Annotated in this window: 22 protein-coding genes; 1 reads left to right on the top strand and 21 read right to left on the bottom strand. The window is 63.0% G+C overall.

Going from position 1 to position 22697, the window contains the following annotated elements; translation table 11 throughout:
• Positions 1 to 122: 122 nt before the first annotated feature.
• From IVB05_RS15400 to IVB05_RS15330, 15 genes are all read right to left on the bottom strand, one after another.
• Positions 123 to 1142 carry a zinc-binding alcohol dehydrogenase family protein gene (locus tag IVB05_RS15400; RefSeq protein ID WP_247785192.1) on the bottom strand — a complete coding sequence of 340 codons (1020 nt, stop codon included), beginning with the start codon at positions 1140 to 1142 and terminating at the stop codon, positions 123 to 125.
• 33 nt (positions 1143 to 1175) lie between these two features.
• Positions 1176 to 2507 (bottom strand): phenylacetate--CoA ligase PaaK, encoded by a 1332-nt coding sequence (gene paaK / locus IVB05_RS15395; RefSeq protein WP_247785191.1) that lies wholly within the window; start codon positions 2505 to 2507, stop codon positions 1176 to 1178.
• A 16-nt stretch (positions 2508 to 2523) separates the two neighbouring features.
• Positions 2524 to 2982 (bottom strand): hydroxyphenylacetyl-CoA thioesterase PaaI, encoded by a 459-nt coding sequence (gene paaI / locus IVB05_RS15390; protein ID WP_247785190.1) that lies wholly within the window; start codon positions 2980 to 2982, stop codon positions 2524 to 2526.
• Between the two features lie 135 nt (positions 2983 to 3117).
• Positions 3118 to 4197 carry a 1,2-phenylacetyl-CoA epoxidase subunit PaaE gene (gene paaE, locus IVB05_RS15385; RefSeq protein WP_247785189.1) on the bottom strand — a complete coding sequence of 360 codons (1080 nt, stop codon included), beginning with the start codon at positions 4195 to 4197 and terminating at the stop codon, positions 3118 to 3120.
• 136 nt (positions 4198 to 4333) lie between these two features.
• Entirely contained in the window at positions 4334 to 4837 is a 504-nt protein-coding gene (gene paaD / locus IVB05_RS15380; protein ID WP_247785188.1) for a 1,2-phenylacetyl-CoA epoxidase subunit PaaD, read from the bottom strand.
• A complete protein-coding gene (gene paaC / locus IVB05_RS15375; protein ID WP_247785187.1) occupies positions 4831 to 5607 on the bottom strand; it encodes a 1,2-phenylacetyl-CoA epoxidase subunit PaaC in 777 nt (258 codons plus the stop codon). Before paaC ends, paaD begins: the two co-directional genes overlap by 7 nt.
• 130 nt (positions 5608 to 5737) lie before the next feature.
• The gene (paaB, locus tag IVB05_RS15370) at positions 5738 to 6025 is read right to left on the bottom strand and encodes a 1,2-phenylacetyl-CoA epoxidase subunit PaaB (protein ID WP_027539035.1); all 288 of its coding nucleotides are present in this window, start codon (positions 6023 to 6025) and stop codon (positions 5738 to 5740) included.
• Between the two features lie 11 nt (positions 6026 to 6036).
• The gene (gene paaA / locus IVB05_RS15365) at positions 6037 to 7029 is read right to left on the bottom strand and encodes a 1,2-phenylacetyl-CoA epoxidase subunit PaaA (protein ID WP_247785186.1); all 993 of its coding nucleotides are present in this window, start codon (positions 7027 to 7029) and stop codon (positions 6037 to 6039) included.
• 75 nt (positions 7030 to 7104) lie between these two features.
• Positions 7105 to 7974, bottom strand: coding sequence for a phenylacetic acid degradation operon negative regulatory protein PaaX (gene paaX, locus IVB05_RS15360; RefSeq protein WP_247785185.1), 870 nt, complete (start codon positions 7972 to 7974; stop codon positions 7105 to 7107).
• 232 nt (positions 7975 to 8206) lie between these two features.
• Positions 8207 to 8977 (bottom strand): alpha/beta hydrolase, encoded by a 771-nt coding sequence (locus tag IVB05_RS15355; protein WP_247785184.1) that lies wholly within the window; start codon positions 8975 to 8977, stop codon positions 8207 to 8209.
• 184 nt (positions 8978 to 9161) lie between these two features.
• Positions 9162 to 10448 (bottom strand): DUF445 family protein, encoded by a 1287-nt coding sequence (locus IVB05_RS15350; RefSeq protein WP_247785183.1) that lies wholly within the window; start codon positions 10446 to 10448, stop codon positions 9162 to 9164.
• A 219-nt stretch (positions 10449 to 10667) separates the two neighbouring features.
• Entirely contained in the window at positions 10668 to 11144 is a 477-nt protein-coding gene (locus tag IVB05_RS15345; protein WP_247785182.1) for a phasin, read from the bottom strand.
• Positions 11145 to 11391: 247 nt separating this feature from the next.
• Entirely contained in the window at positions 11392 to 11985 is a 594-nt protein-coding gene (locus IVB05_RS15340; protein WP_247785181.1) for a GNAT family N-acetyltransferase, read from the bottom strand.
• Positions 11982 to 13064: an alpha/beta fold hydrolase gene (locus tag IVB05_RS15335; RefSeq protein ID WP_247785180.1), complete on the bottom strand. Its 1083-nt coding sequence runs from the start codon at positions 13062 to 13064 to the stop codon at positions 11982 to 11984. The genes IVB05_RS15340 and IVB05_RS15335 overlap by 4 nt, the downstream gene beginning before the upstream one ends.
• Positions 13061 to 13441, bottom strand: coding sequence for a hypothetical protein (locus IVB05_RS15330; RefSeq protein WP_247785179.1), 381 nt, complete (start codon positions 13439 to 13441; stop codon positions 13061 to 13063). The genes IVB05_RS15335 and IVB05_RS15330 overlap by 4 nt, the downstream gene beginning before the upstream one ends.
• A gap of 165 nt (positions 13442 to 13606) precedes the next feature.
• On the opposite strand from IVB05_RS15330, the gene IVB05_RS15325 reads away from it, so the two are divergent.
• Positions 13607 to 14521: an alpha/beta hydrolase gene (locus tag IVB05_RS15325; protein WP_247785178.1), complete on the top strand. Its 915-nt coding sequence runs from the start codon at positions 13607 to 13609 to the stop codon at positions 14519 to 14521.
• Positions 14522 to 14668: 147 nt separating this feature from the next.
• Here the strand turns inward: IVB05_RS15325 and IVB05_RS15320 are convergent, their stop codons facing one another.
• From IVB05_RS15320 to IVB05_RS15295, 6 genes are all read right to left on the bottom strand, one after another.
• The gene (locus tag IVB05_RS15320) at positions 14669 to 15343 is read right to left on the bottom strand and encodes a spermidine synthase (protein WP_247785177.1); all 675 of its coding nucleotides are present in this window, start codon (positions 15341 to 15343) and stop codon (positions 14669 to 14671) included.
• Between the two features lie 141 nt (positions 15344 to 15484).
• A complete protein-coding gene (locus IVB05_RS15315; protein ID WP_247785176.1) occupies positions 15485 to 18721 on the bottom strand; it encodes a cytochrome P450 in 3237 nt (1078 codons plus the stop codon).
• 163 nt (positions 18722 to 18884) lie between these two features.
• Entirely contained in the window at positions 18885 to 19880 is a 996-nt protein-coding gene (locus tag IVB05_RS15310) for an alpha/beta hydrolase (RefSeq protein ID WP_247785175.1), read from the bottom strand.
• Positions 19881 to 19889: 9 nt separating this feature from the next.
• Complete coding sequence (locus IVB05_RS15305) at positions 19890 to 21437, bottom strand: wax ester/triacylglycerol synthase family O-acyltransferase (protein ID WP_247785174.1); 1548 nt, start codon at positions 21435 to 21437, stop codon at positions 19890 to 19892.
• 155 nt (positions 21438 to 21592) lie between these two features.
• Positions 21593 to 22327 carry an alpha/beta hydrolase gene (locus IVB05_RS15300; RefSeq protein WP_247786702.1) on the bottom strand — a complete coding sequence of 245 codons (735 nt, stop codon included), beginning with the start codon at positions 22325 to 22327 and terminating at the stop codon, positions 21593 to 21595.
• A 66-nt stretch (positions 22328 to 22393) separates the two neighbouring features.
• Positions 22394 to 22648, bottom strand: a complete 255-nt coding sequence (locus IVB05_RS15295; protein WP_247785173.1) for a DUF6489 family protein — start codon at positions 22646 to 22648, stop codon at positions 22394 to 22396.
• Between the last annotated feature and the right edge of the window lie 49 nt (positions 22649 to 22697).

Below are 22697 nucleotides of genomic sequence, written 5' to 3'. Positions count from 1 at the left end.
GGCGCAGAGAATGAATCTCTCGCAAGACCTAACAATCGGGGAATAAAAACGTTGCCACCAATCAAGACGGGAGATTTGTTTTCCGCGAGGCAGTCGAAAATAGCGGCCCGCGAAGCCTAAGCCTAAGGCCGCAGGATGACGCGATCGCGCGACGAGCCCGCCACGGCGATAAAGGCCGCCTTGGCCTGCTCCAACGGATAGATCGCATTCGGCTTGATCGGAAACGGCTTGAGATGTCCGCCAGCGAAGCCGGGGCCGAGTTCCCGAAGCACCGCGCCGGTCGCGACTGACGACAGGCCGAGCGTATCGATGCCCACGTAAGTGTGCTGGCCGCGATAGAACTCGAGGATATTGAACTGCACGATGCGGTCGACCGCGGCGATCAGGATCTGGCGTCCGCGCAAGGCGAGCGATGTGTGTGCCGCCTCGAAATAGGGATCGCCGACGGTGTTAAAGACAATGTCGGCGCTCTTGCCATCCGTGAGTTCGCGCACGCGCGAAGCGACGTCGGTCGCGGAGGCGTCGATAACCTCGACTTGCGAATTGGAATGACCTTCATAGGACTCGCTCTTGCGAACGACGCCGATCACCCGCGCGCCGTACCAGGTCGCGATCTGCGTCGCCGCCTGCCCGACCTTGCCGTTGACGCCCATGACAAGCACGGTCTCGCCCGCTTTCGGAATGCCGGCGCGGCGCAGACCTTCCATTGCGGTGACGAAGGGCACGCCGATGCCGGCGGCCGCCTCCCAGGAAATGCTGCCCGGCTTCTCAACTACCGCGTCCGCCTCGACCACGAGGTGCGTGGCATGCGTGCCGTCGCGGCGGATGCCGAGATCGCCGGACGAGCCGAACACTTCGCGCCCGATCCAGCCCTGCGGACCGTCGATCACGACGCCCGCATAGTCGCGGCCCGGCGTGCGCGGGAATACGGCATAAGGCATCAGCCCGGTCGCGGCCTTGACGTCGGATGGATTGACGGCGGCGGCCTTGACCTCGATCAGCAGATCGTTTTCGCCGCGCGACAGCGCGTGCGTCTCGATGACCGGTGAGATCGATGCGGCATCGGCTGCCTTCGCCGGCAGGCGGACACAGCGCGCCTGGACCGTGGCAGATCGAACATCGGGCTTCTCGGCAAATGACATCAGGCATTCCTGCTGGCTTCTGAGCAGCAGGAGTTACCCTTTCGGCCGCTTGTCGTAAACACGTTTTGCCTTGCCGAGCGAGCGTTCGAGCGTATCCGGGGCGACGGCCTTGATGCGGGCGGTGATGCCGATGGTGTTCTTGATGAAGACCGCGACCTTTTCGGCATGCGCGTGCAGTCCGCTGCCGTCCCAGCTTTCGGGGCGGGCTTCGGCGAGCACGGTCATCTCGTCCATCCGCCCTTCCCGCGTCAGCTCGATGATGAAATGGCCGCCGCACCAATCGGTCGCGAGCAGCGCTTCCTCGATCTGCGTCGGGAACACGTTGACGCCGCGCAGGATGATCATGTCGTCGGAACGCCCCGTAACCTTCTCCATGCGCCGCATGCCCGGCCGCGCCGTGCCCGGCAGCAGCCGCGTCAGATCGCGGGTGCGGTAGCGGATGATCGGAAAGCCTTGCTTGGTCAGCGAGGTGAAGACCAGTTCGCCCTTTTCGCCGTCGGGCAGCACCGCGCCGGTCTCGGGATCAATCACCTCGGGATAGAAGTGATCCTCCCAGATATGCAGGCCATCCTTGGTCTCCACGCATTCCTGCGCCACCCCGGGCCCGATCACCTCCGACAGGCCGTAAATATCGGTGGCCTCCATATCAAAGGTCTGCTCGATCTCGGCGCGCATCGCGTTGGTCCAGGGTTCGGCGCCGAAGATGCCGAATTTCAATGACGATTTGCGCGGATCGAGGCCCTGCTTCTTGAACTCATCAGATATCGCCAGCATGTAGCTCGGCGTCACCGTGATGATGTCGGGCTTGAAGTCGTTGATCAGTTGCACCTGCCGCTCGGTCATGCCGCCGGAGACCGGCACCACCGTACAGCCGAGCCGTTCGGCGCCGTAATGCGCGCCGAGGCCGCCGGTGAACAGGCCGTAGCCATAGGCGTTGTGCATCAGCATGCCGGTGCGGCCGCCGGCGGCGCGGATCGAGCGCGCCATCACCTCCGACCAGATATCGATGTCGCCTTGCGTATAGCCGACCACGATCGGCTTGCCTGTCGTGCCCGAGGACGCATGGACGCGCACCAGCTTTTCGCGCGGCACCGCGAACATGCCAAAGGGGTAATTGTCGCGCAGGTCGGTCTTCACCGTGAACGGGAATTTGGCGAGATCGGAGAGTTGCCTGAAGTCGGAGGGATGCACGCTGGCCGCATCGAAGGCCTTCCGGTAATGCGTGACATTGTCGTAGGCGTGCTTGAGCGACCAGGCGAGACGCTTGGTCTGCAGCGCCATGATCTCGTCACGCGAGGCCCGCTCGGCCTCATCCAATTCAGCGCTGTAACCGCTTCCGCTGGATTTCAATCTGGCCATGGCCATGGCGTTTCCCTTCTCGCTATCTTTGCGTCGCACCGTTGTCCGCAACCGGCAGCCACGTTCCGGCGATGGTGCGGGAATGACCGCGAAACTCCGCAATCACGACCTCGCTCGCGGTGACGCGGACGTCGTAAATCCCGGACCGTCCATTGCGCGAAACTTCCCGCGCCGTCGCGATCAGCACATCGCCGAGCTTGCCCGGCCGGATGAAGGTGATGTCGCATTGCGCGGCAACCGCGCGCTCGTTGCGCGAGTTGCAGGCAAAAGCGAAGGTGGAATCGGCCAGCAGGAAGATGAAGCCGCCATGGGCGATGCGCTGGCCGTTGACCATGTGCGGCTGCACCGTCATCGTCAGCGTGGCCTGCCCGGGCTTGATCTCGACAATGTTCATGCCGAGGCCCTTGCTGGCGTCGTCTTCTTTCCACATCGCATCCGCGCAGGCGCGTGCGATCTCGTCAGGCGAGAGCGCGACGTTCATAGCGGTAAGCCCGGTCGTTGAGACGGATCCACGACGTTCTCTCCCTGTGTCGCACGGGCCTGTTGAGCAGACCTCTTTGCGTAGTGTGTCAGTCTTGGGACGAAGCACCCGAAGTGTCGACGATCCTGCGAAATCCTAAACATGGTCGTAGTCCACGACCACCTTGTCCGAACATGGCCGCGCCTGGCAGGTCAGGATAAAACCCGCCTTCAGCTCCCACGGCTCGAGCGAATAATTGACTTCCATCTGCGCGTCGCCCTCGACCAGCTTGGCGCGGCAGGTCGAGCACATGCCGCCCTTGCAGGCGAACGGCAAGTCCATTCCGGCGCGCAACGCGGCATCGAGGATGGATTCCTCCTCGGCGACCGGCACCTCGCGGCGCTTGCCGTCGATGATCAGCGACGCCATCGCCCTGGGCGGCGCCGACGCTTCGATGGCTTTCTTCGGGCGCGGCTTGCCGCCGAACTCCGAGACGAAACGCTCAACATGGATGCGATCCTCGATGATGCCGATCTCGCGGCAGGTCGCCTCGATGTCCTCACTCATCCCGATGGGGCCGCAGATGAAGACGTGATCGACGCTCGCCGCCGGCACCAGCGAGCGCAGCAGCACGCGCACCTTCTCGCCGTCGAGCCGGCCATGCAGGATCGGAATGTCCTGCTCTTCCCCCGAAATGACGTGGAACAGCGAAAGCCGCTGCATGAAGCGATCCTTCAATTCCTCCAGCTCTTCGAGGAACAGCATGCCTGCTGTCGCGCGGTTGCCGTAAAACAGGAAGAAGCGGCTGTTGGGCTCGCGCGCCAGCACGCCCTTGACGATCGACAGGATCGGCGTGATGCCGCTTCCTGCGGCAAAGCCGACATAGATCCGCGCCTCATCAGGCGCATGGGCGACACCAAAACGGCCGGTCGGCGTCATCACGTCGAGTTCGTCGCCGGCCTTCAGTTCGTCCGCGGCCCAGTTCGAGAACGCGCCGCCATCGACCTTCTTGACGGCAATACGCAGCTCGCCGTCGTCAGGACCGGAGCAGATCGAATAGGAACGGCGCACTTCCTCGCCATCCATCGTGGTGCGCAGGGTGAGGTATTGGCCGGGGGTAAAACTGTAGTCGTCTTCCAGTTCCTTCGGGATGGCAAACGTCATCGACACCGCATCCACCGCCTCGCGGCGGAGGTCGTTGACGGCCAGGCGGTGAAAACGCGGCGTGAGCGACATCAGTATTTCCCCATCGTCATTGCCTGCGACAAACGCGAAGCGTTTGCGCAAGGGAGCGCAGTGACGACGCAATCCACACTTGTGTTGCGGCTCCATGGATTGCTTCGCTTCGCTCGCAATGACGGCATAGAGGGCCTCAATGACACTTGAAATAATCGAAGGGTTCGCGACAACTCTTGCAGCGCCACAGCGCCTTGCAGGAGGTCGAGCCGAATTCGGACAGCAGCTCGGTATTTGGCGAGCCGCATTGCGGGCACGCCACCTGCTGCTCCCCGAACAGCGCGCGGCGAGAACTTGACGCCTGTGGCGGCGCGATGCCGTATTCACGAAGCTTGTTGCGGCCGTCCTCGCTCATCCAGTCGGTGGTCCAGGCCGGTGACAGCACGGTGCGGACGGTCGGCCGCGCGATGCCGGCGCGTTCCAGCGCCAGTTCGATCTCGAGCGCGATCATGTTCATCGCCGGGCAACCGGAATAGGTCGGCGTGATCGCGACCTCGACGCGGCCGTCATGGATCTGGACATCGCGGAGCACGCCGAGGTCGGCAATGGTCAGCACGGGTATCTCGGGATCGACCACCTGCGCGGCCGCCTCCCAGGCGCGCCGGCGCAGATCGGCATCATTGAGGATTGCGGCTACCATGTCGTCCCCGGAAACGTGCGCGGCATCGACTGCAGTTCGCTGAGGAGATGGCCGAGATGCTCGCTGTGCCGGCCGCTGCGGCCGCCCTGCTGCATCCAGTCATTCTTGGGCAGAACAAGCGTCGCCTCGCCGACGACGCCGCTGACCGTCTTGAGCCATTGCGAATGCAACGACGCGGGATCGATCGCGATGCCGGCATCGATCAGGCCGCGCTCGCTGTCGTCGACGATGAACATCTCACCGGTAAAGGCCCAGAGTTCGTCGATCGCGGCTTGCGCGCGGGCGTGGCTTTCCTCGGTGCCGTCGCCGAGGCGGACGACCCATTCGGAAGTGTGCCTGACGTGATAAGCGCTTTCCTTTTCCGATTTCGCCGCGATCGCCGCCAGCGTCGGATCGCCGGAGCGCATCATCGCGCGCCAGTAGAGATCGGCGAATGTCGCATAGAAGAATTGCCGCACCATGGTGCGGGCAAAGTCGCCGTTCGGCTGTTCCAGCAGCAGGAGATTGCGGTACTGCCTGACGTCGCGCAGGTAAGCGAACTTGTCCTCATCGTTGCCCCTGCCTTCGGTCTTCGCCGCGTAGGAATAGAGCTCGCGCGCCTGGCCGAGCAGGTCGAGGCCCATATTGGCGAGCGCCATGTCCTCTTCCAGCATCGGCGCGTGGCCGCACCATTCCGACAGCCGATGCCCCAGGATCAGCGCATCGTCAGCGCGGCGCAGGGTGTAGAGCACCAGCGGCGTTTCGGAGACGGAGATGTTGGCGACGGTCATTTTCAATCACCTGCTAATCGAGGAGCGAAGCTACGACTTGTCCGCCGTAGCTCGAAGAGCGAAGGCGGAAGCAATCCAGACTTGCTTTGCGGCGCGATGGATTTGCTTAGCTGCGCTCGCAATGACGGCGTCACATGTGTCCGACTTCATCCGGCACGTCGTAAAACGTCGGGTGCCGATAGATCTTGGATTCCGCCGGCTCGAACATCATGCCCTTCTCGGACGGATCGGACGCGGTGATCGCGTTCGACGGCACGACCCAGATCGAGAGGCCCTCGCCGCGGCGGGTGTAGATGTCGCGCGCGGCCTGCAGCGCCAGCGTCGCGTCGGTGGCATGCAGCGAGCCGACATGCTTGTGCGCCAGCCCGTTGCGGCTGCGAATGAAAACTTCCCAGAGCGGAATGTTCGGCGTTGCCATCGCTTGTCTCCCTACTCTGCGGCCTGCAGGGCCGACCGCTGCCGGCGCTTCTCGGCATAGGCCATCGCCGCCTCGCGCACCCAGGCGCCGTCGTCATGCGCCTTGCGGCGCGCGGCGAGACGGTCGCGGTTGCAAGGGCCATTGCCTGATAGCACCTGCTTGAACTCGTCCCAGTCGATCGCGCTGTATTCCCAGTTGCCCGCTTCGTTTTGTTTCATGCCGGGATCGGGAATCGAAAGCCCGAGGAACTGCGCCTGCGGCACGGTGGCGTCGACGAATTTTTGGCGCAGTTCGTCGTTCGAAAAACGCTTGATCTTCCATTTGGTCGAGGTGTCGCTGTGCTGGCTGGCCTGGTCGGGCGGACCGAACATCATCAAGACCGGCCACCACCAGCGGTTCAGCGCGTCCTGCGCCATCGCCTTCTGCTCCTCGGTGCCGCGGCACAACATCAGCATGATTTCAAAACCCTGGCGCTGATGGAACGACTCTTCCTTGCAGACACGGATCATCGCCCGCGCGTAAGGCCCGTAAGAACAACGGCACAACGGGATCTGGTTCATGATCGCGGCGCCATCGACCAGCCAGCCGATCGTGCCGATGTCGGCCCAGGTCAGCGTCGGATAGTTGAAGATCGAGGAATACTTCGCCTTCCCCGCCAGCATCAGGTCGACGAGTTCCTCGCGCGAGGTGCCGAGCGTCTCGGCGGCGGCGTAGAGATAGAGGCCGTGGCCGCATTCGTCCTGCACTTTCGCCAGCAGCGCGGCCTTGCGGCGCAGCGATGGCGCGCGCGTGATCCAGTTGCCTTCGGGAAGCATGCCGACGATTTCGGAATGCGCGTGCTGGGAGATCTGCCGCGTCAGCGTCTTGCGGTAGGCTGCCGGCATCCAGTCGTTGGGCTCGATGCGTTCGTCAGCGTCGATACGGGCCTGGAACTGCGCAGCCCGCGCGGCGTCCTCAACGTTGCGGTCTTCGCCCTCGGACGAATTGAGCGCCTGCGTATACATGGCGGACCTCCCTGAATTTGTTGGGAGGAAATATATAACATAAATTTAGATATGCAATATATTTCTGTAACATATTTACGGATCGCCGAAACGCTTCGAAAGTTCCGCGCCGGACTTTGGCAACGGCCCACTTTCGTTGGTCGCATGGCGGTCAAGCCATTGTTCGGACGCGGGAAGTAGCGCGCGGTAAATGTCGCCGCACAACGTTCGGGCGGCCCTGCCCGGCCAGTCCGAGGGCAGAAGCGCTGTCGGCAATAGCGGGTCCCGCAGCACGACGCGGCGGTAATGGTGGATCAGGAGAATCCTCGCAGTGAAGGCGTCGGCATCCGTGAGCCGTTCGCCGCGACCGAGCCAACCGTGCAGCGGCTCGAAGGTTTTCATGAACTTCTGATAGGCGTCGGCGGTGCGGTGCAGCGGCCAGCTTTCGCTGAGCAGGCGCCGGCCGCTATCGTCTTCGGCAGAGACTTCGAGACGAATGGCGCCGGCGGCTTCCGTTGGCACCGGCACGCCCGACGGCGCGACCCACACACCCGGCAACGGACTGCCGAAGCCGGCGTTCTTCAGCGCTTCGCGCGAGGCGTCGCGGTCTTCGCCATTGCCGATCAGCAGCAGCTCGAACCGGCCGGTCCAGTCGGAAGCCGGCGGGCCATAGATGTGTTTCGTTGCGATATCAAAAGTTTGCCGCCCGCTCTGCACCAAACGATAGAAGCTGTTGCGGCCGACTTTATTGCGCTCGAACCAGCCGTCCGCGGTGAGCCGCGACATCGCGGTGCGCACGACGCTGGCGTCGATGTCGAGCTGTTCGAAGAACTCGAGCAGTGTGCCGAGCCAGACCGAGCCGCCGCGCGGCACGATGGCATCGCCGAATACGGTGATGACGATCGAGCCGGTGCGCGACGGTTCGCGCTTCAATTGCTGGACGATGCGGGCAAGCGGCGGCGACATGCGTCAAGGCATAGCGCGTTTTTCGGGTTTGCAACAACGGTGGCCGCTTCTCCTTCTCCCCGTTCTTCACGGGGTCGAGACGAGCGAAGCTCGCTCTTAGAAGGTCGGGATGAGGGGCTGCTTCCGCAAGTTCGATGGACGTGAGTGCGCGGAAAGCCCCCTCACCCGAAATTCGAGCTTCGCTCAAATTTCGACCTCTCCCCGCAAGCGGGGCGAGGTATAAGCGCAATCATCACCGATGCGGGTTCGGATAAACCAGACCGCGCCAGCCGCTTCGATCGAACGGCGACCATTCGCCCTCCGCCTGCGCCAGACGATCGGCGACCGCATAGACGACGGCGGGGTGATGGCCCATGCCGCAATGGCTGCTCTCGACTTCGATGCTCTCTGATGTCGCCGACGTCTTTTCCATGCAGCCCTGCCAGGCGCAGATGCCGTCAGTGCGGCTGAAAATCGCGGTGGTCGGCACCGGCGGCGTCCCCGACAGCGCTCCGCCGAAACGCGAATCCTCTTCGTCGGCACGTCGGCCGCTTGCCATCTCATAAACGCGCCAGGCGTTGGTCGCCTTCGGTCCCGCGGCGAACGGGCTGCCGAGCGTGATCACGGAGCGTACGCGCTCCGGCATCATCTTGGCGAGCTGGCGTGCATAGAGACCGCCGAGGCTCCAGCCGACCAGCGAGACCTTGCGACCATGCGTGTCGTTCAACTCGTGCACGAGATCGACCATCGCGTTCTGCACGCCGTGGCGCAGCCCGAGATTGCGGCCCTGGCGCCAGCCGCTGACCGCGTAGCCGCGGCTCTTCAGGAAGCTGCGCAGCGGACGCGTCGAAGTGTCGGACGCAACAAGCCCGGGCAACACCAGCACTGGATGACCATCGCCACGCGGCGCGAGACTCAGGAGCGGCAATGCACCAAGGAACGCACCCAGTTCGGAAATGGCTCGCCCCTCCAGAAACATCAGCGTTCTGGACGGCGGCGAAAGCGTCTGTGTAGCAACGGACATTATGTCTCCTCTCGGGCGGGCCCCTTACGTCTCGGCAGCCACACCACTGGTTCAGTTAGACGCAGCGCAGTAGAATCGTTCGCAACGCAACATTGTTCTATAAAAAGCTAAGGAACCGGTTTTGCCGTTGCAAGCGGGGCAGATCACAGTCGGAACAACTAAAAGCGTTGACGTGATTAATTAGTCACAGCAGCCGCAGCAGATATTCGAGGGTGTAGAGCGCAAGCCCTGCAAGCCCGCCGATCAGCGAGCCGTTGAAGCGGATGTATTGCAGGTCGCGGCCGATGTTGATTTCGATCAGCGAGATCAACTGCCCCATGTCCCAGGATTTGACCTGGTCGGCGATGAAGCCCGAGACTCCGCTCTTCTGCTCGGCGACGACCGTTCGGAGCACGGCAACGAGGCCCTGATTGATTTCAGCGCGCAGCTCGGCGTCGCCGGCCAGCGCCTCGCCCGCCGTCACGAACATGCGCACCAGATACTGCTCCAGCACCTGCGTTTCACCGGAAGCGCTCCGCTCGAAGAACGAGCGCGCGTTCGCCCAGATATGACGCGCGAGGCCGGACAGTTCGGGGCGAGCCAAGAGATCGCGCTTCAGGCCCTGGATGCGTTCGGCGTAGGCCGGATCGGTGCCGAGCCGGTCGACGAAGGTCAGCACCATGCGGTCGAACTCGCCGCGAAACGGATGCACGGGATCGTTGCGGACTTCCTCGAAGAAGGCGCTTGCCGACGCCACGATCTTGTTCACCAGAAATTTGTCGGCGCGATACAGCTTCAAAAGCGTCGGCAACTCGGCGCGGATCTTCTCGCGAATCATCGCCATGGTCTCGGCCTGCGTCATGGTCTGATGCACGCCGCGCAGGAGATCGTCGAGCAGGCCTTGATGGCGGCCTTCCTTCACAAATGCGCGCAGCGTTCCGGCGGCGAGCGGCGCCAGATCGATCGCCATCAGTTGCGCGGTGATGCGGCGGCTGACGAAGGTCATCAGCCCGGAATTCTCGGTCGCCGCGACCGCTTCCGGCAACAGCCGCAGCGCAAAGCGCGCAAGATCCTCGCTGCGCTTGCGGTCGCGCAGCCAGTCGGCGATGAACGAGCCGAAATCGATCTGCCGCAGTTTTGCTTCGACGGGGGCGGACTCGAGGAAATGCACCTCGATGAATTCACCGAGCTTGTCGGCGATGCGCTGCTGGTTGCTCTGGATGATCGCGGTGTGCGGGATCGGCAGGCCCAGCGGCCTTTTGAACAGCGCCACCACGGCGTACCAGTCGGCGAGACCGCCGATGGTCGCGGCCTCGGCAAAGGCTGCGATGAAGCCGAACACGGGGTGCACAGGCACCAACGCCTTCGCGCCAAGGAAGATGGCAAACGTCACCGCCAGCACCGACGTTGCCAGCAATTTTACGCGCCGCAGCTCGGCGGCGCGGGCGGCGTCGCCGGGAGTGTCGATGACGAAGGTGGCGGGAAGCGTCATGACGGCTTTCGAAGAGGATTCGCGCCTGGGTCAGCGTACTCCGTCTTTGCGAGCGCAGCGAAGCAATCCATCTCACCGCGAGCGGAGAGATGGATTGCTTCGTCGCTTACGCTCCTCGCAATGACGGAGGAGATGCAGAGTTGATCTATGGTGATACCCGACAAAAAGAAGGCCCGCCTAAGCGGGCCTTCGAAAATGCAGTTGTCAGGCGGATCGCGATCAGGCGGTCTTGGAGTAGACCTTGGTGAAGTTGTCCTGCGCGGTCTTGGCACCATCGGCGACGAGCTTGCCGAGATATTCGGTGGTGGCCTTCGCCCGCGAGACGAGCACTTCGCCGCGCGCACGGACCATGTCCGACTGGATCTGGGCGGCTTCGCTCAGCGACTTGGCCGAAGCGAGCTTGTCGATGCCGGCAAAGAACGCTTCCGCGTCCTGATAGAACGCCTGCTGGATGTTGCGGCTGATCTTGGCGGCCTCGGAAACCGAACCGGCAACGGCGGTCTCGATGGCAGCGGTGACCTTCTCGGAACCGGCATGCATGTCGGCGGCACGAACCTTGGCGGTCTCGGCCTGCTTCTTCACGAACTCACGGGCAGCTTCCGGAACTTCCAGGTTCTGAAGCTTGGTGAACGCCTCGGTGACGGGCGCGAAGGCTTCCTTGACGGTGTTCAGCACGGAATTGGTTTCGTTGGTCATGGGGGTCTCTCCATCCTCAGGTTTGAGCTATGGGCTCACCCCGTCCGGATTGGCCCGGGGCGAGATCGTTGTGCCATAGTTAATGGTGCGGCGCAACATCAATGTTGCAGCGCGATATCACGAATTCGTGATAAGCCTGATGGATGAGCGGTTTGCCCAGAGAACCGGCAAAAGTTCCACTTTAGGCTAATGCCAAAGCTGGCCCCATCTACTTTGCATGGGGTTGTTTTCGCGATTTTGTGTCTGGCTAGTGCTGGACGGCCCCCGGCAACCCGTAGGCTTCCATCTGTGCCCGAACCTGCGCCACATTGTGCCCGAGCACGACGATATCGTGCTTCTTGCCGTCGACGTCCCGGACGTGGTCCCGCAGCAGGGCTTCGGCCTTGAAGCCCAGGCTTTCGAACAGGGTGATCGCCGCCTGCTGGTCGACCGTCATCTGCACCGACAGCTTTTCCAGGCCGGCGCCCAGGGCCAGCGCAAAGGTCTCCTGGGACAGCGCCCGGCCAACCCCCTGCCCGCGGACATCAAGCGACACCACCATCCGGATTTCACCGACATGGGGTGACCAGGAATGCGGGTCGCGCACCAGCGTGCCGCAGCCGACCACCGCCCCGCCCTTCACCGCCAGCAGGCTGGCGATGGCGCCGCGTTCGATCTCATTGACCCAGGCCGACAGCACTTTTGGCTGACTGATATTGCGCGGCAGGAACAGCAAATCATGCGTCGGAAGCTTTTGCGCGAACGCCAGCACCGCGGGCTCGTCGGCGCGCGCCATCATGCGGAATTCGATGTCGCCGGCGTCGGTCTTGACGTGGCGCGGATAGGGACGTGTTTCGCTCATGTTGATCTCTTACCTAACCAGGAGTCCAGTTTCGGCCACAGCCGCTTGATCGCGTTGGCGCCGGCGACGACGCTGACGTGACCACCCTTCAGCATCACCTCTTCCTTGTCCGTCGAGCCGACCTTGGTGATCAGGTGTTTTGCCGCGTCATAGGGCACGATGTGGTCGTGCTCGGCGACCGCATGCAGGATCGGCACCTTGATTTTGGAGATATCCGCCGCGCGTCCGCCAACCGACATGGTGTCGTTGTAGAGCTTGTTGTCCCACATCAGGTCCTTGGTAATGGCGCGGAAGTACTCGCCGGCCAACGGCAAGGTGTCCGTGCCCCAGCGATCCATCATCCGGTAAGCTTTGACGTATTCGTCGTTCCAGATGTTTTCCCACAATTGCACCTGGCTGACGGTGCGCGAGGCCGGCCGCAGCATCTCGAACGAGGACAGGATCATTTCCGGCGGAACGTTGCCGATGCTGTCGACAAGCTTGTCGACATCGAAATAGCGCCGGTCCGAGAAATTGGAGAACAGCTTCATCTCGCGGAAATCGATCGGCGTGGTGAAGCAGATCAGGTTCTTCATCGGCCCGTCGTTGAAGATCGAGCCGTAGAGCAGCGACAGCACGCCGCCGAAGCAGTAGCCGATCACGGTGACGTCGTGCTCGCCGGAATCCTGCTGCACGCGGCGGATGCAATCCGGGATGAAGTCGAGGACGTAGTCCTCCATCCGCAAGGATTTTTCTTCCGGCTTCGGCGCGGTCCAGTCCAGCATGTAGACGTCGTAGCCGCGCTTCAAGAGAAATTCGATAAAGCTCTGGCCCGGCACCATGTCGAGGATGTAGCCACGGTTGGTGGTGGCCATCACGATCAGGATCGGAATGCGGTAGATTTCATCCGCGATCGGCCGATAGTGATAGAGGTTCATGGTGCCGCGGACGGCCAGGATATCCTTCGGCGTCGAGCCGAGCGATGGGCCGGACGAGGAAAAATATTCGACGCCCTTGATGCTGCGCTGGATCGCGCGCTGCACCTCGGACTGGATCCGTTCCGGGATGTCAGCCAGATCGAGGCCCGCGGGGGCGTTCATTTCTGCTCTCCCTCCGTTGGCGGACGTTTGGTGCGCGGCGGCCGCGGCGTGCCAAGGCCGCCGTCCTGCGCCAGCGAATTATGATGCACCTGGTGCAGCATCGCCTTGATCTCGTTGAGCTGGCCTTCGATCGACTGCAGCCGCTCGGCCATGCCGACCATCTGCGCCCGGCTCGGCAGGTTCATCGCCAGCAGGTATTTCTCCATCAGCTCGCCAAGCTGCTTTTGGGCGCCCGCCGACACGCCGCCGACCTGATTCATCACCTTGGAAAATTCAGGCGACGTCATCGCCTGATTGGCGAAGGAGTTGAACCCCTTCTCCATTTCGCCGAGCATGGTCTGCCAGATCGCGGCAGGGTCGTTGCCTTTGTCGGCCATAGGCGCCCTCTCCCTCACGGTTACGAGCGCTTGCCACGCTTCGCTTACTTTGCCCCATACCACACCGTTGCGGCGGGCCGGTCAACCACTGCCAAGCCTTCTGCGGTGCGGGAAACCGTGCCATAGTTACTCAAAGCTCAGGTCACCCAAGGGAAGACAAACGCGATGCTCGCCCATCAGCCGCCACAGATCGCTCGCGCCAACGGCATCGACATCTGCTACGAAATTTTCGGCGATCCGGCCGCGGAACCGCTGTTGCTGATCATGGGGCTCGGCGCCCAGATGATCCACTGGGATGACGATTTCTGCCGCCAGCTTGCCGCGCGCGGGTTTCGCGTCATCCGCTTCGACAACCGCGACATCGGCAAATCCTCGCATCTTTCCGGCGGCAAGCGCCTGACCCCGTTCGAGCTGCTCAAGCTGCGGTTCCTGAAGATCCCGGTCGCCGCCCCTTACCGGCTGATCGACATGGCCAAGGACACGGTCGGCCTGATGGATGTGCTCGGCATCAAGTCGGCGCATCTGGTCGGCGCGTCGATGGGCGGCATGATCGCCCAGGAAATCGCGATCTCGTTCCCGGAGCGGGTGCGTTCGCTGACCTCGATCATGTCGACGACGGGCAATCCGAAAATTCCGCCGCCGACGCGCGAGGCCGCCGCCATGCTGATGGCGCCGCCGCCCACCACCAAGGAAGAGTATTTCGTGCGGTTTGCCAAAACCTGGAAAGTGCTGCGCGTTGGCTCCTTCCCCGAGGACGAGGCGCTCGACCCTGCCCGCGCCGCGCGCACCTATGAACGCGGCCTCAACCCGAACGGCGTCGGCAGGCAGTTGCGGGCGGTGCTGGCCTCCGGCAGCCGCAAGGAACGGTTGGCTCAGGTAAAGGTGCCGACGCTCGTCATTCACGGCACCGTCGATCCGCTGGTCCGTCCCGAGGGCGGCAAGGACACCGCGGCGTCGATATCAGGCGCAAAGCTGCTGATGATCGAAGGCATGGGCCACGCCTTGCCGATCCCGATGTGGCCGCAGATCATCGGCGCGATCGACGAGCACGCGCATGGCGCTGCGGCGAAGGCGGCGTAGACTCTTTCGTCGTTCCTGCGAACGCAGGAACCCATAACCACAGGGCGTCGTGAGTTAAGCAAGGCGTCAACCAGCGCATTTCATGAGCCGGGCCGCGGCGTATGGGTCCCTGCGTTCGCAGGGACGACAGTGAGAGTTGATCACGCACTAATTCTTGGTCGCGATCCAGATGACGTGACGCGCACCGCCGCCCCTTCCGGTGGCGCGGACATTGACCTCGTTGACGTCGAAGCCTGCGCCGCGAAGCCGCTTGGTGAACGGCGCATTGGGCCCGGAAGACCAGACCGCCAGCACGCCGCCCGGCCGCAACGCCGCGCGCGCCGCATCCAATCCGGACGGACTATAGAGCGCGTCATTGGCCTTGCGGGTCAGCCCCTCCGGGCCGTTGTCGACGTCGAGCAGAATGGCGTCGAACTTCAAACGGTGCGCGCGGATGATTTCGGTGACGTCGGATTCGCGAATGCTCACGCGCGCATCATTCAGGCTGTCGCCAAAAATTTCCGCCATCGGACCCCGCGCCCAGGCGACGACCGCGGGCACCAGTTCGGCCACCACGATCTGCGCTTTGTTTCCAAGCACGGCGAGCGCGGCACGCAACGTAAAGCCCATTCCGAGGCCGCCGATGAGCAAATGAGGTTCTGCAACCTTTTCGATCTTCTTCGCCGCGAGCGTTGCCAGCGCAGCCTCCGAGCCCGAGAGGCGGCTGTTCATCAGCTCGTTGGTGCCGAGCATGATGGAAAACTCCTTGCCGCGCCGCTTCAGGCGGAGTTCGTCATCAGTGCCGGGAATGCGGGCGGTGTCGATTTTTTCCCAGGGAATCATGCCAAGGCTTGTAGCATGCTTGCGCGATATCGCGGCTAGCGAAGGGCCGTAGGGTGGGCAAAGCGCAGCGTGCCCACCATTGACGCCAACGATTTCGGAGAGATGGTGGGCACGCTGCGCTTTGCCCACCCTACGAAGAAGCTACCCGCCGGCCCACACATCCAGCACGTAACGATTCCTGGTGCCGAGGTCGTCGATCCAGCGCAGGCCGGCGTCGGCGTCGGCGCCTGACTTTTCGCGATAGATCGCAACCAGCGCGGCCTTGACGTCGGGTTCCATCTTGCTGCCGTCGCCGCAGACGTAGACGATCGCGCCCTGCTCGATCAGGCTCCAGAGGCGCTCCTTCTGCGCCGCCACCTGATGCTGCACATAGGTCTTCGGCCCGTCGGCGCGCGAGAACGCGGTGTGCAGCTCTGCAATGCCATCAGTGGCAAAGGCCTTCAATTCATCCGCATAGAGAAAATCCTGTTCGGGATGGCGGCAGCCGAAGAACAGCATCGCGGGGCCGAGCTTCGCGCCCTGCGCCTTGCGATGCGCGCGCTCCTGCAGGAAGCCGCGGAATGGCGCCAGCCCCGTGCCGGGGCCGATCATGATCACGGGCTGGGCCGGATCGTCGGGCAGGCGGAAGCCGGCCTTGGTCTCGCGCACGGTGGCATGAACGTTATCGCCGACGCGGCGACCGGAGAGATAGTTCGAGCACACGCCCTTGTAGACGCCGCGTCCCGAACTGGCGGGCGCTTCGACGACGCCGACGGTGACGCTGCAGCGCGCCGGATCGCCCGACGGCGACGACGAGATCGAATAATAGCGCGGCGCCAGCAGCGACAGCATTTCCAGATAGGCGTGGAACGGCAATTCGCAGGCCGGGTGCTCCTCCAGCAAATCGAACACCGATTTGCGTTTTGTCAGCACGTCCGAGCGGTAACACTCCGCAGAAGCACCATCGTCGCCGACATAGGCGAGCAGCTTCGGCTTGGTGACGGGACAGCGCGTGTGTTCCGTCATGATCTGGATCTGCTTGCGGGTCGCGATCTGCTGCAGCTCGACGAATTCGGTCAGCAATCGCCCGACCGAGACGACATCGCCGACCGGCAACTGCGCGCGGCGGCCTTCGGCGACCTGCAGCCGAATCTGATCACCGGGCAGGAAGCCGAAGCGTCGCGCGACGGAATCCACCAGCGCCGGATCGTTGCGCGGGACGACGCTGAGATGGTCGCCGACGCGATAGGTGATGCCGGGCGGCAATTGCACCTCGATATGCCGCGTCGAGCGGTCGGAAGGATTGGCGCCGCTCCTGTTCTGCAGCTCGGAATTGACCGACACTTTCATCGGCGCAACGCCGCCCTGCGCAACGAGCGCGTTGACGGCCGAGGGCGCTACCGGTTCGATCGAATAGAGCGGCGCGTCGTCAGCGCTGCGGGCGAAGCTGGAATCGACGCCCAGTTCCTTCATCGCCGCGGGCGCGGCCTTCGCGAACCATTTCTCGAACTGGCCGTCGAGATCGCTGCGGGCATCGCCCTCGCCGCGAGCATAAAGGCTGCGCGCGCCATACGCCGCCAACTGCTCGTCGATCATCCGCGGCACGGATTGATAGGTCGCCGCCCAGTCGCTGTTGCCGCAGCCGAACACGGCGTAGCGCACCTTGGCGAGCGCATCCTTCGGCAGGCCGCCGTCCAGCCATTTGACGAACTGCGTCGCGTTATCAGGGGCGGCGCCGTTGTAGGAAGCACAGAAGACCAGCAGTCCGCCCTCCTCGGGCAGCTTGCCGACGTAATCGTCCAGCGCGCCGAGCTTGGTCGCAAAGCCGTTGACCTCGGCGAGGTCAGCCATCCGCGTCGCCAGCTCTTCGGCGGTGCCGAGGTTGGAGCCGTAGAGTACCAATAGCGGCGTGTTGTGCCCCGGACGAGTCCGCGCCTGCGGCGCCGCCGCGTTCGAGGCGGCGGCGGCCACTGCAGCCCGCCCAGCGAAGGCGCCGCGATCCTTGTCGGCGCGCGGCCGCACCTTGATCTTGAAGCCGTCGGGCTTGATCGTCAGCGTTTCCTTCAGGTGCATCTGGTAGCGGTGCGTGTCGATCAGCTTGAAGCGCTGCAGGACCAGGCCGATCGCAAGCGCCGCCTCGTGCATCGCAAAGCCACGCCCGATGCAGGCGCGCTGGCCGTTGCCGAACGGCTTCCAGGCGTTGACCGGACGCTTGGCCTCGGCCTCGCGGCTGAAATTCTCGGGGTCGAACGCGTCCGGGTTCGGACCCCAGACGCTGGGATCGCGATGCAGCGCCATCACGAGCACCGTGACGAAAGTATTCTTCTTCAGTCTGTACTTGCCGCCGATGGTTTCGTCCTGAAGCGGCGCGATGCCATAGGCCGGCGCCGGCGGCCACAGCCGCAGCGCCTCCTTCAAAATCTGCGTGATGTAGGTGAGCTGCGTAACCTGCTGATAGGTCGGCCGCGTATTGACGTCAGGCCCGAGCACGCGGTCGACCTCTTCATAGGCCTTCTTGAGCACTTCCGGATGCTTGAGCAGCGCATAGATGGTGCACGACAAAAGCCCGCTGGTGGTCTCATGGCCCGCGATCAAAAAGGTGTTGATCTGGTAGCGGATGTTGACGTCGTCGAGCTGCTCGCCGGTGGCGCGGTCGACGCCGGTCATCATGGCGCCGAGCATGTCCTTCTTGCCCTCGGCGGATTCCGCATTGCTGCGGCGCTCGGCGATGATCTCGTCGACCATCTTGTTCATGAACATGACGTCCTCGGCGAGCGTCTTGCGGCGCTTCTGCAGCCACAGGCCTTCCAGCGGCAGGCCGCGGGTCATCATGATGGTCTCGAGCGAGCGCACCAGCGATTCCACGAACGGGTGATAGTCGCGGCGATAGAATGAATTGAAGCGGTAGTCGAAGCCGCAGAGGCCGATGGTGTCGAGCGTCAGCGCCGTCATGTCGTGCACGACGTCGATTTCCTCGTCGGCGTTGAGCCGCTCCCATTTCTTCACGAGCTGCTCGGCGATGTCGACCATGCTCGGATGGTAGGACGTCATCGCGCGGTTGCCGAACGGCTGCAGCAGGATGTTGTGCGCCTTGCTCCAGTTCGGCTCACTGGTATCGGCGGTGAACAGCCCGTCACCGCCGACAGCTCGGACGCGGCGCAGCGAACCGCGCACCGCCTTGTCGAAGCGCTTCTCATCCGAGAGCTCGTCGATCAGATCGTGGCCGCCAACAATGACGAGCGGCGCACCCATCATGTCCAGCCAGAAGATCGGCCCCAGCTCCTTGGTGAGCCGCACCAGATGCTGCACCGGCGCGTTGGGGTCCAGCGACAGCATGTTGCCGACGACAGGCTTTTTCGGCGGATGCGGTATCGGGTTCAGTTTATTGCTGGACGCCATTGTCGAAGTGTCTCCTGCCTGCCTTAGCCTTATTGCCACGAAGCGACTTGTCCGCCGTAGCTCGAAGAGCGAAGGCGGAAGCAATCCATCGCTCAGCGGAAAGAAAGAATGGATTGCTTCGTCGCTGCGCTCCTCGCAATGACGGCTTGCTACTCGCGTATCCTCACCCAAACCGCTTCTTACGCCATTCGATCAGCTTGGCGCTGACCTCGTCAGGCTTTTCCTGCTGCGTCCAATGGCCGCTGTCGCGCACCAGATATTTCTCCAGATCGGGGACGAGCTTCTCCATGCCGTCGGCGGCCGATGGCGGCAGTACGTGATCGTTTTCGGCCATGATCATCAGCGACGGTACCCGCACGGTGTGGTCAAGCCACTCCGAACGCTGCCAGTTGCGCGACATATTGCGGTACCAATTGATGCCGCCGGTGAAGCCGGTTTTGGTGAAGGTATCGACGAACACCTTCTTTTCCTCCGGGCTCAGGATCGGCGTGCGCGGATCATGTTTGGCGTCGTAGCCGGCGATCATTTGCGGAAACGCCAGGTTGAGCCTAGGCGAGGCGCCGACACCGGCGACCGGCTGGTCTGCGGGCGCGGTGTCGCTGCGTGGCACCGGCTTGCGCATGAAGGCATCAAAGGTCTGCTCGACCCGGCTGCCGAATATTCGATCGGGTTCGCGCGCCGGGTCCTGAAACTGCACGATATACATCTGGTCGCCGAAGCGCATGCGGAACAGTTCGATGGGATCCGCCGGCGCGCGGTCCATGTGAGGGGTATTGACACCGACGACGCCCGCGGTGCGATCGAGATGCCGCAGCGGCATCTGCCAGACGATGAAGCCGCCCCAGTCGTGACCGACGAAGATCGCCTTGTGGATTTCGAGATGGTCGAGCAGCCCGACGAGATCGCCGGTCAGATGCTCGATGTCGTAGGCCTCGACCGGCTCGGGCCGGTCGGTCGCGCCATAGCCGCGCTGATCCGGCGCGATCACCCGGATACCGGCCTCGCTCAAGGCCTTGATCTGGTGACGCCAGGAGAACGCGATTTCCGGCCAGCCGTGGCACAGGATGACCGGCGGCGTGTCGGAGGTCGGGCCCGCCTCGTAATAGCCCATGCGAATACCGTTCACCTGGGCGAACTGCAGTGGCGGCATTTCAATCATCACCAGCCCCTATTCAGCCGCGCTGGTCATGCTCGGCGGCGGCGCGAACGCTGCCTCCAGCGCTTCAAATTCGCGAGGGAGCATGTCGCACATAACCTGGACATGCGGAATGATGTTGGCGCCGGCGATGAAGCCGAAATCGAGCTGGTCGCGGTAGCTCTGCACGGTGATGTTGAGCGCAATCCCGTGGGTGGAGATCGACACCGGGAAGATGTGCAGCAACTCCGCACCTGCTGCATAAAGCGTCTGCCGCGGCCCCGGCACGTTGGACACCGTGATGTTGGCGGACGGCGGCAACACGTTCGACAAGTCGGAGCGGCTGTAGAGCAGCGCCATGATCTGCACCAGGATCGGCGCGCCGAGCATCGAGACGTTCGAGACCTGCGGCATGAAGGCCCGCAGCGGATGCGACATCTCCTTTGATTTGGTGGATTGCGCGATGATTGCCTCCAGCCGCTCCTTCGGGTTCTCGATATTGGTGGCGATCGAGCAGATCATGCCGAACACCTGGTTGTTGGCCTCGGTGTTGCCCTCCTCGCGCAGCGAGATCGGCACCGCTGCCGTCATCGACTTGGCGGGCAAGGCGCCCCGTTCCAGGAGATAGCGCCGGACCACACCTGAAGAGAGCGCCAGCACCACGTCGTTGAGCTTGCCGCCGGATGCCTTGGCGACCGCCTTCGCCCTCGACAGCGAGATCGAAGTACCGGCAAAGCTGCGCTCGGATGAAATCGCCTTGTTCAAAATCGTCGGCGGAGAGACCATGCTGGCGATGCTGTCACGCGACTTCGGATCGGAGATCTTGCCGACCACGTCGGAGACGCTCTTGAGCATCGCCGGAATGCTGCCGGCGAATTTCACCGCGCTCTCGATCTGGAACATCGCGTTATCAAACAGGATCGATCCGAGATCGCTCTTGCCCGAACGCGGCAGGTCGAGGGTCTTCGGCGTCGAGGAGCCATCGAAGGGCTGGCGCCAGAGTTGCTGGTAGGAATCGATCAGGTTGGCGGCGATGTCGCGCGGCTCGTTGCCGCCCTTGGCCTGCGGAACCGGTTGCTCGACCACGCGCGGCACCGGGGTGACGTCATAGATCATGTTGGTCAGCGCCGCGCCTGCGCCGCCGTCGATGCAGGCATGGTGCATCTTGGAATAGAGCCCGATCTCGTTGTTCTTCATGCCCTCGAAGACGTAGAACTCCCACAGCGGCCGGGCGCGATTTAGGAGTTTTGCGTGCATCCAGCCGACGAGGCGTTCCAGCGTGGCGCGGTCATACGGCGCCGGAAGGCTGCCGCGGAAGATATGACGGTCGATGTCGAACTGGTCGTCCTCGACCCAGGACGGATGATCGATGTCGAGCGGGGCCTTTTCCAGACGGGCTTTGAGGATCGGCGCGATGTGCAGCCGCGAGGCGATCATCGCCTTGAAGTCCTCGAAGAAGTTGCCGTTATAGTTCTCGGGCAGGCGGAAGATCGCCATGCTGCCGACATGCATCGGCATCTCCGGCGTTTCCAGATACAGAAACGACGCGTCCATCGAAGACAGTTTCTTGGCGTCCGCCATATTTTCCTCCCGCAGTAGAAAACGCGGCGCCTTAGCGGCGCTTCTGGCGTCTAGAATGTCTTTATTATTGGAGCATATCCGAAAACCCCTAGCCATCCCGCATCAATTGCCGGGCCGGATCTTCCGAATTCTTGCCCTTTGCTCAGGGCGTTGGCTCAGGATTGTGCATTTTCAGGGGGGCCATAGGCAATGGCAAATGGTCCTGATCGGTCAAAATGCTTAAATTCCCCCTCGGGCTGCGCCAGACGGTCGGCCACCGCCCATAATGCTGCGGGGTTGACGCCGAGCCCAATATGGCTGGCGAGATGCACTTCGATGTTCTCGGCAGTTTCGGAAGGACGCAACAGGCTGGTGTGCCAGTTCACGATCCCATCGGTACGGGAATAGATCGAGGTCGCCGGCACCGGCAGGTCACCGGCGATCGCCGCCAGGATTTCCGGATTGTCGTCGACCGTCTCCCCCGACAGCGCCTCATAGAGCCGCGTGGCGTTGGTCGCGCGGATGTCGTTGGCAAATGGACTGCCGAGCGTGATCACGGAGCGCACCATGTCCGGCCTCTGCAGGGCGAGATCGCGCGCATAGACGCCGCCGAGACTCCAGCCGATCAGGCTGACCTTGCGGCCGGTCGATTCATGAATGCGCCGCAGGAGATCACGCAACGCTCCGCGCTTGGAAGCGACGCCGCCGAAATTGCGGCCCATGTTCCACGCATAAGTATCGTAGCCGAGTTCTTTCAGGTAGCGCCGCATCGGCGCCATCGACAGATCGCTGGCGAGAAAGCCCGGCAGCGCCAGCACCGGATGCCCGTCGCCCTTCGGCGCGCGCAACAATAGCGGCGACAGCAAGAGGCTCGAGTTCAGCTCGAACAAGGCCCTCGTTTCGGCCAGCATCAGGAACAGGCTCGGCGGCCGGAGCCTTTGCTCGTCCGTCACTGCCCCGCCCTCCGCGATGGCCACTTACTTCTTGTCCTTCTGACCCATGCCGCCAAGACCAGACATGGTCACGAACATGTCCTGGAACCGCTCGGCGATCTTGGGATCGAACGTGAACCAGCTCTGGATCAGCGATTCCGGAGAAACCTTTTCGATATTGGCCATCACCTGCTGCTGCATCTTGTCCATCACGGCGGTCTGCATCGGCGAGACGTCAGGCAATCCGAAAAACTGCCTGGCCTCCAGCGGTGTACAATCGATTTCGACGTTAACTTTCATGACCGCTCCTCTTGCTGGCTTGCTGCAGTATCGCCACGATCGCCCTGAT

This window comes from Bradyrhizobium sp. 170 (assembly GCF_023101085.1).
Classification (GTDB): Bacteria; Pseudomonadota; Alphaproteobacteria; order Rhizobiales; family Xanthobacteraceae; genus Bradyrhizobium.
The sequence above is the reverse complement of the archived record's forward strand: the minus strand, read 5'-3'. Positions and strand labels throughout refer to the sequence as shown.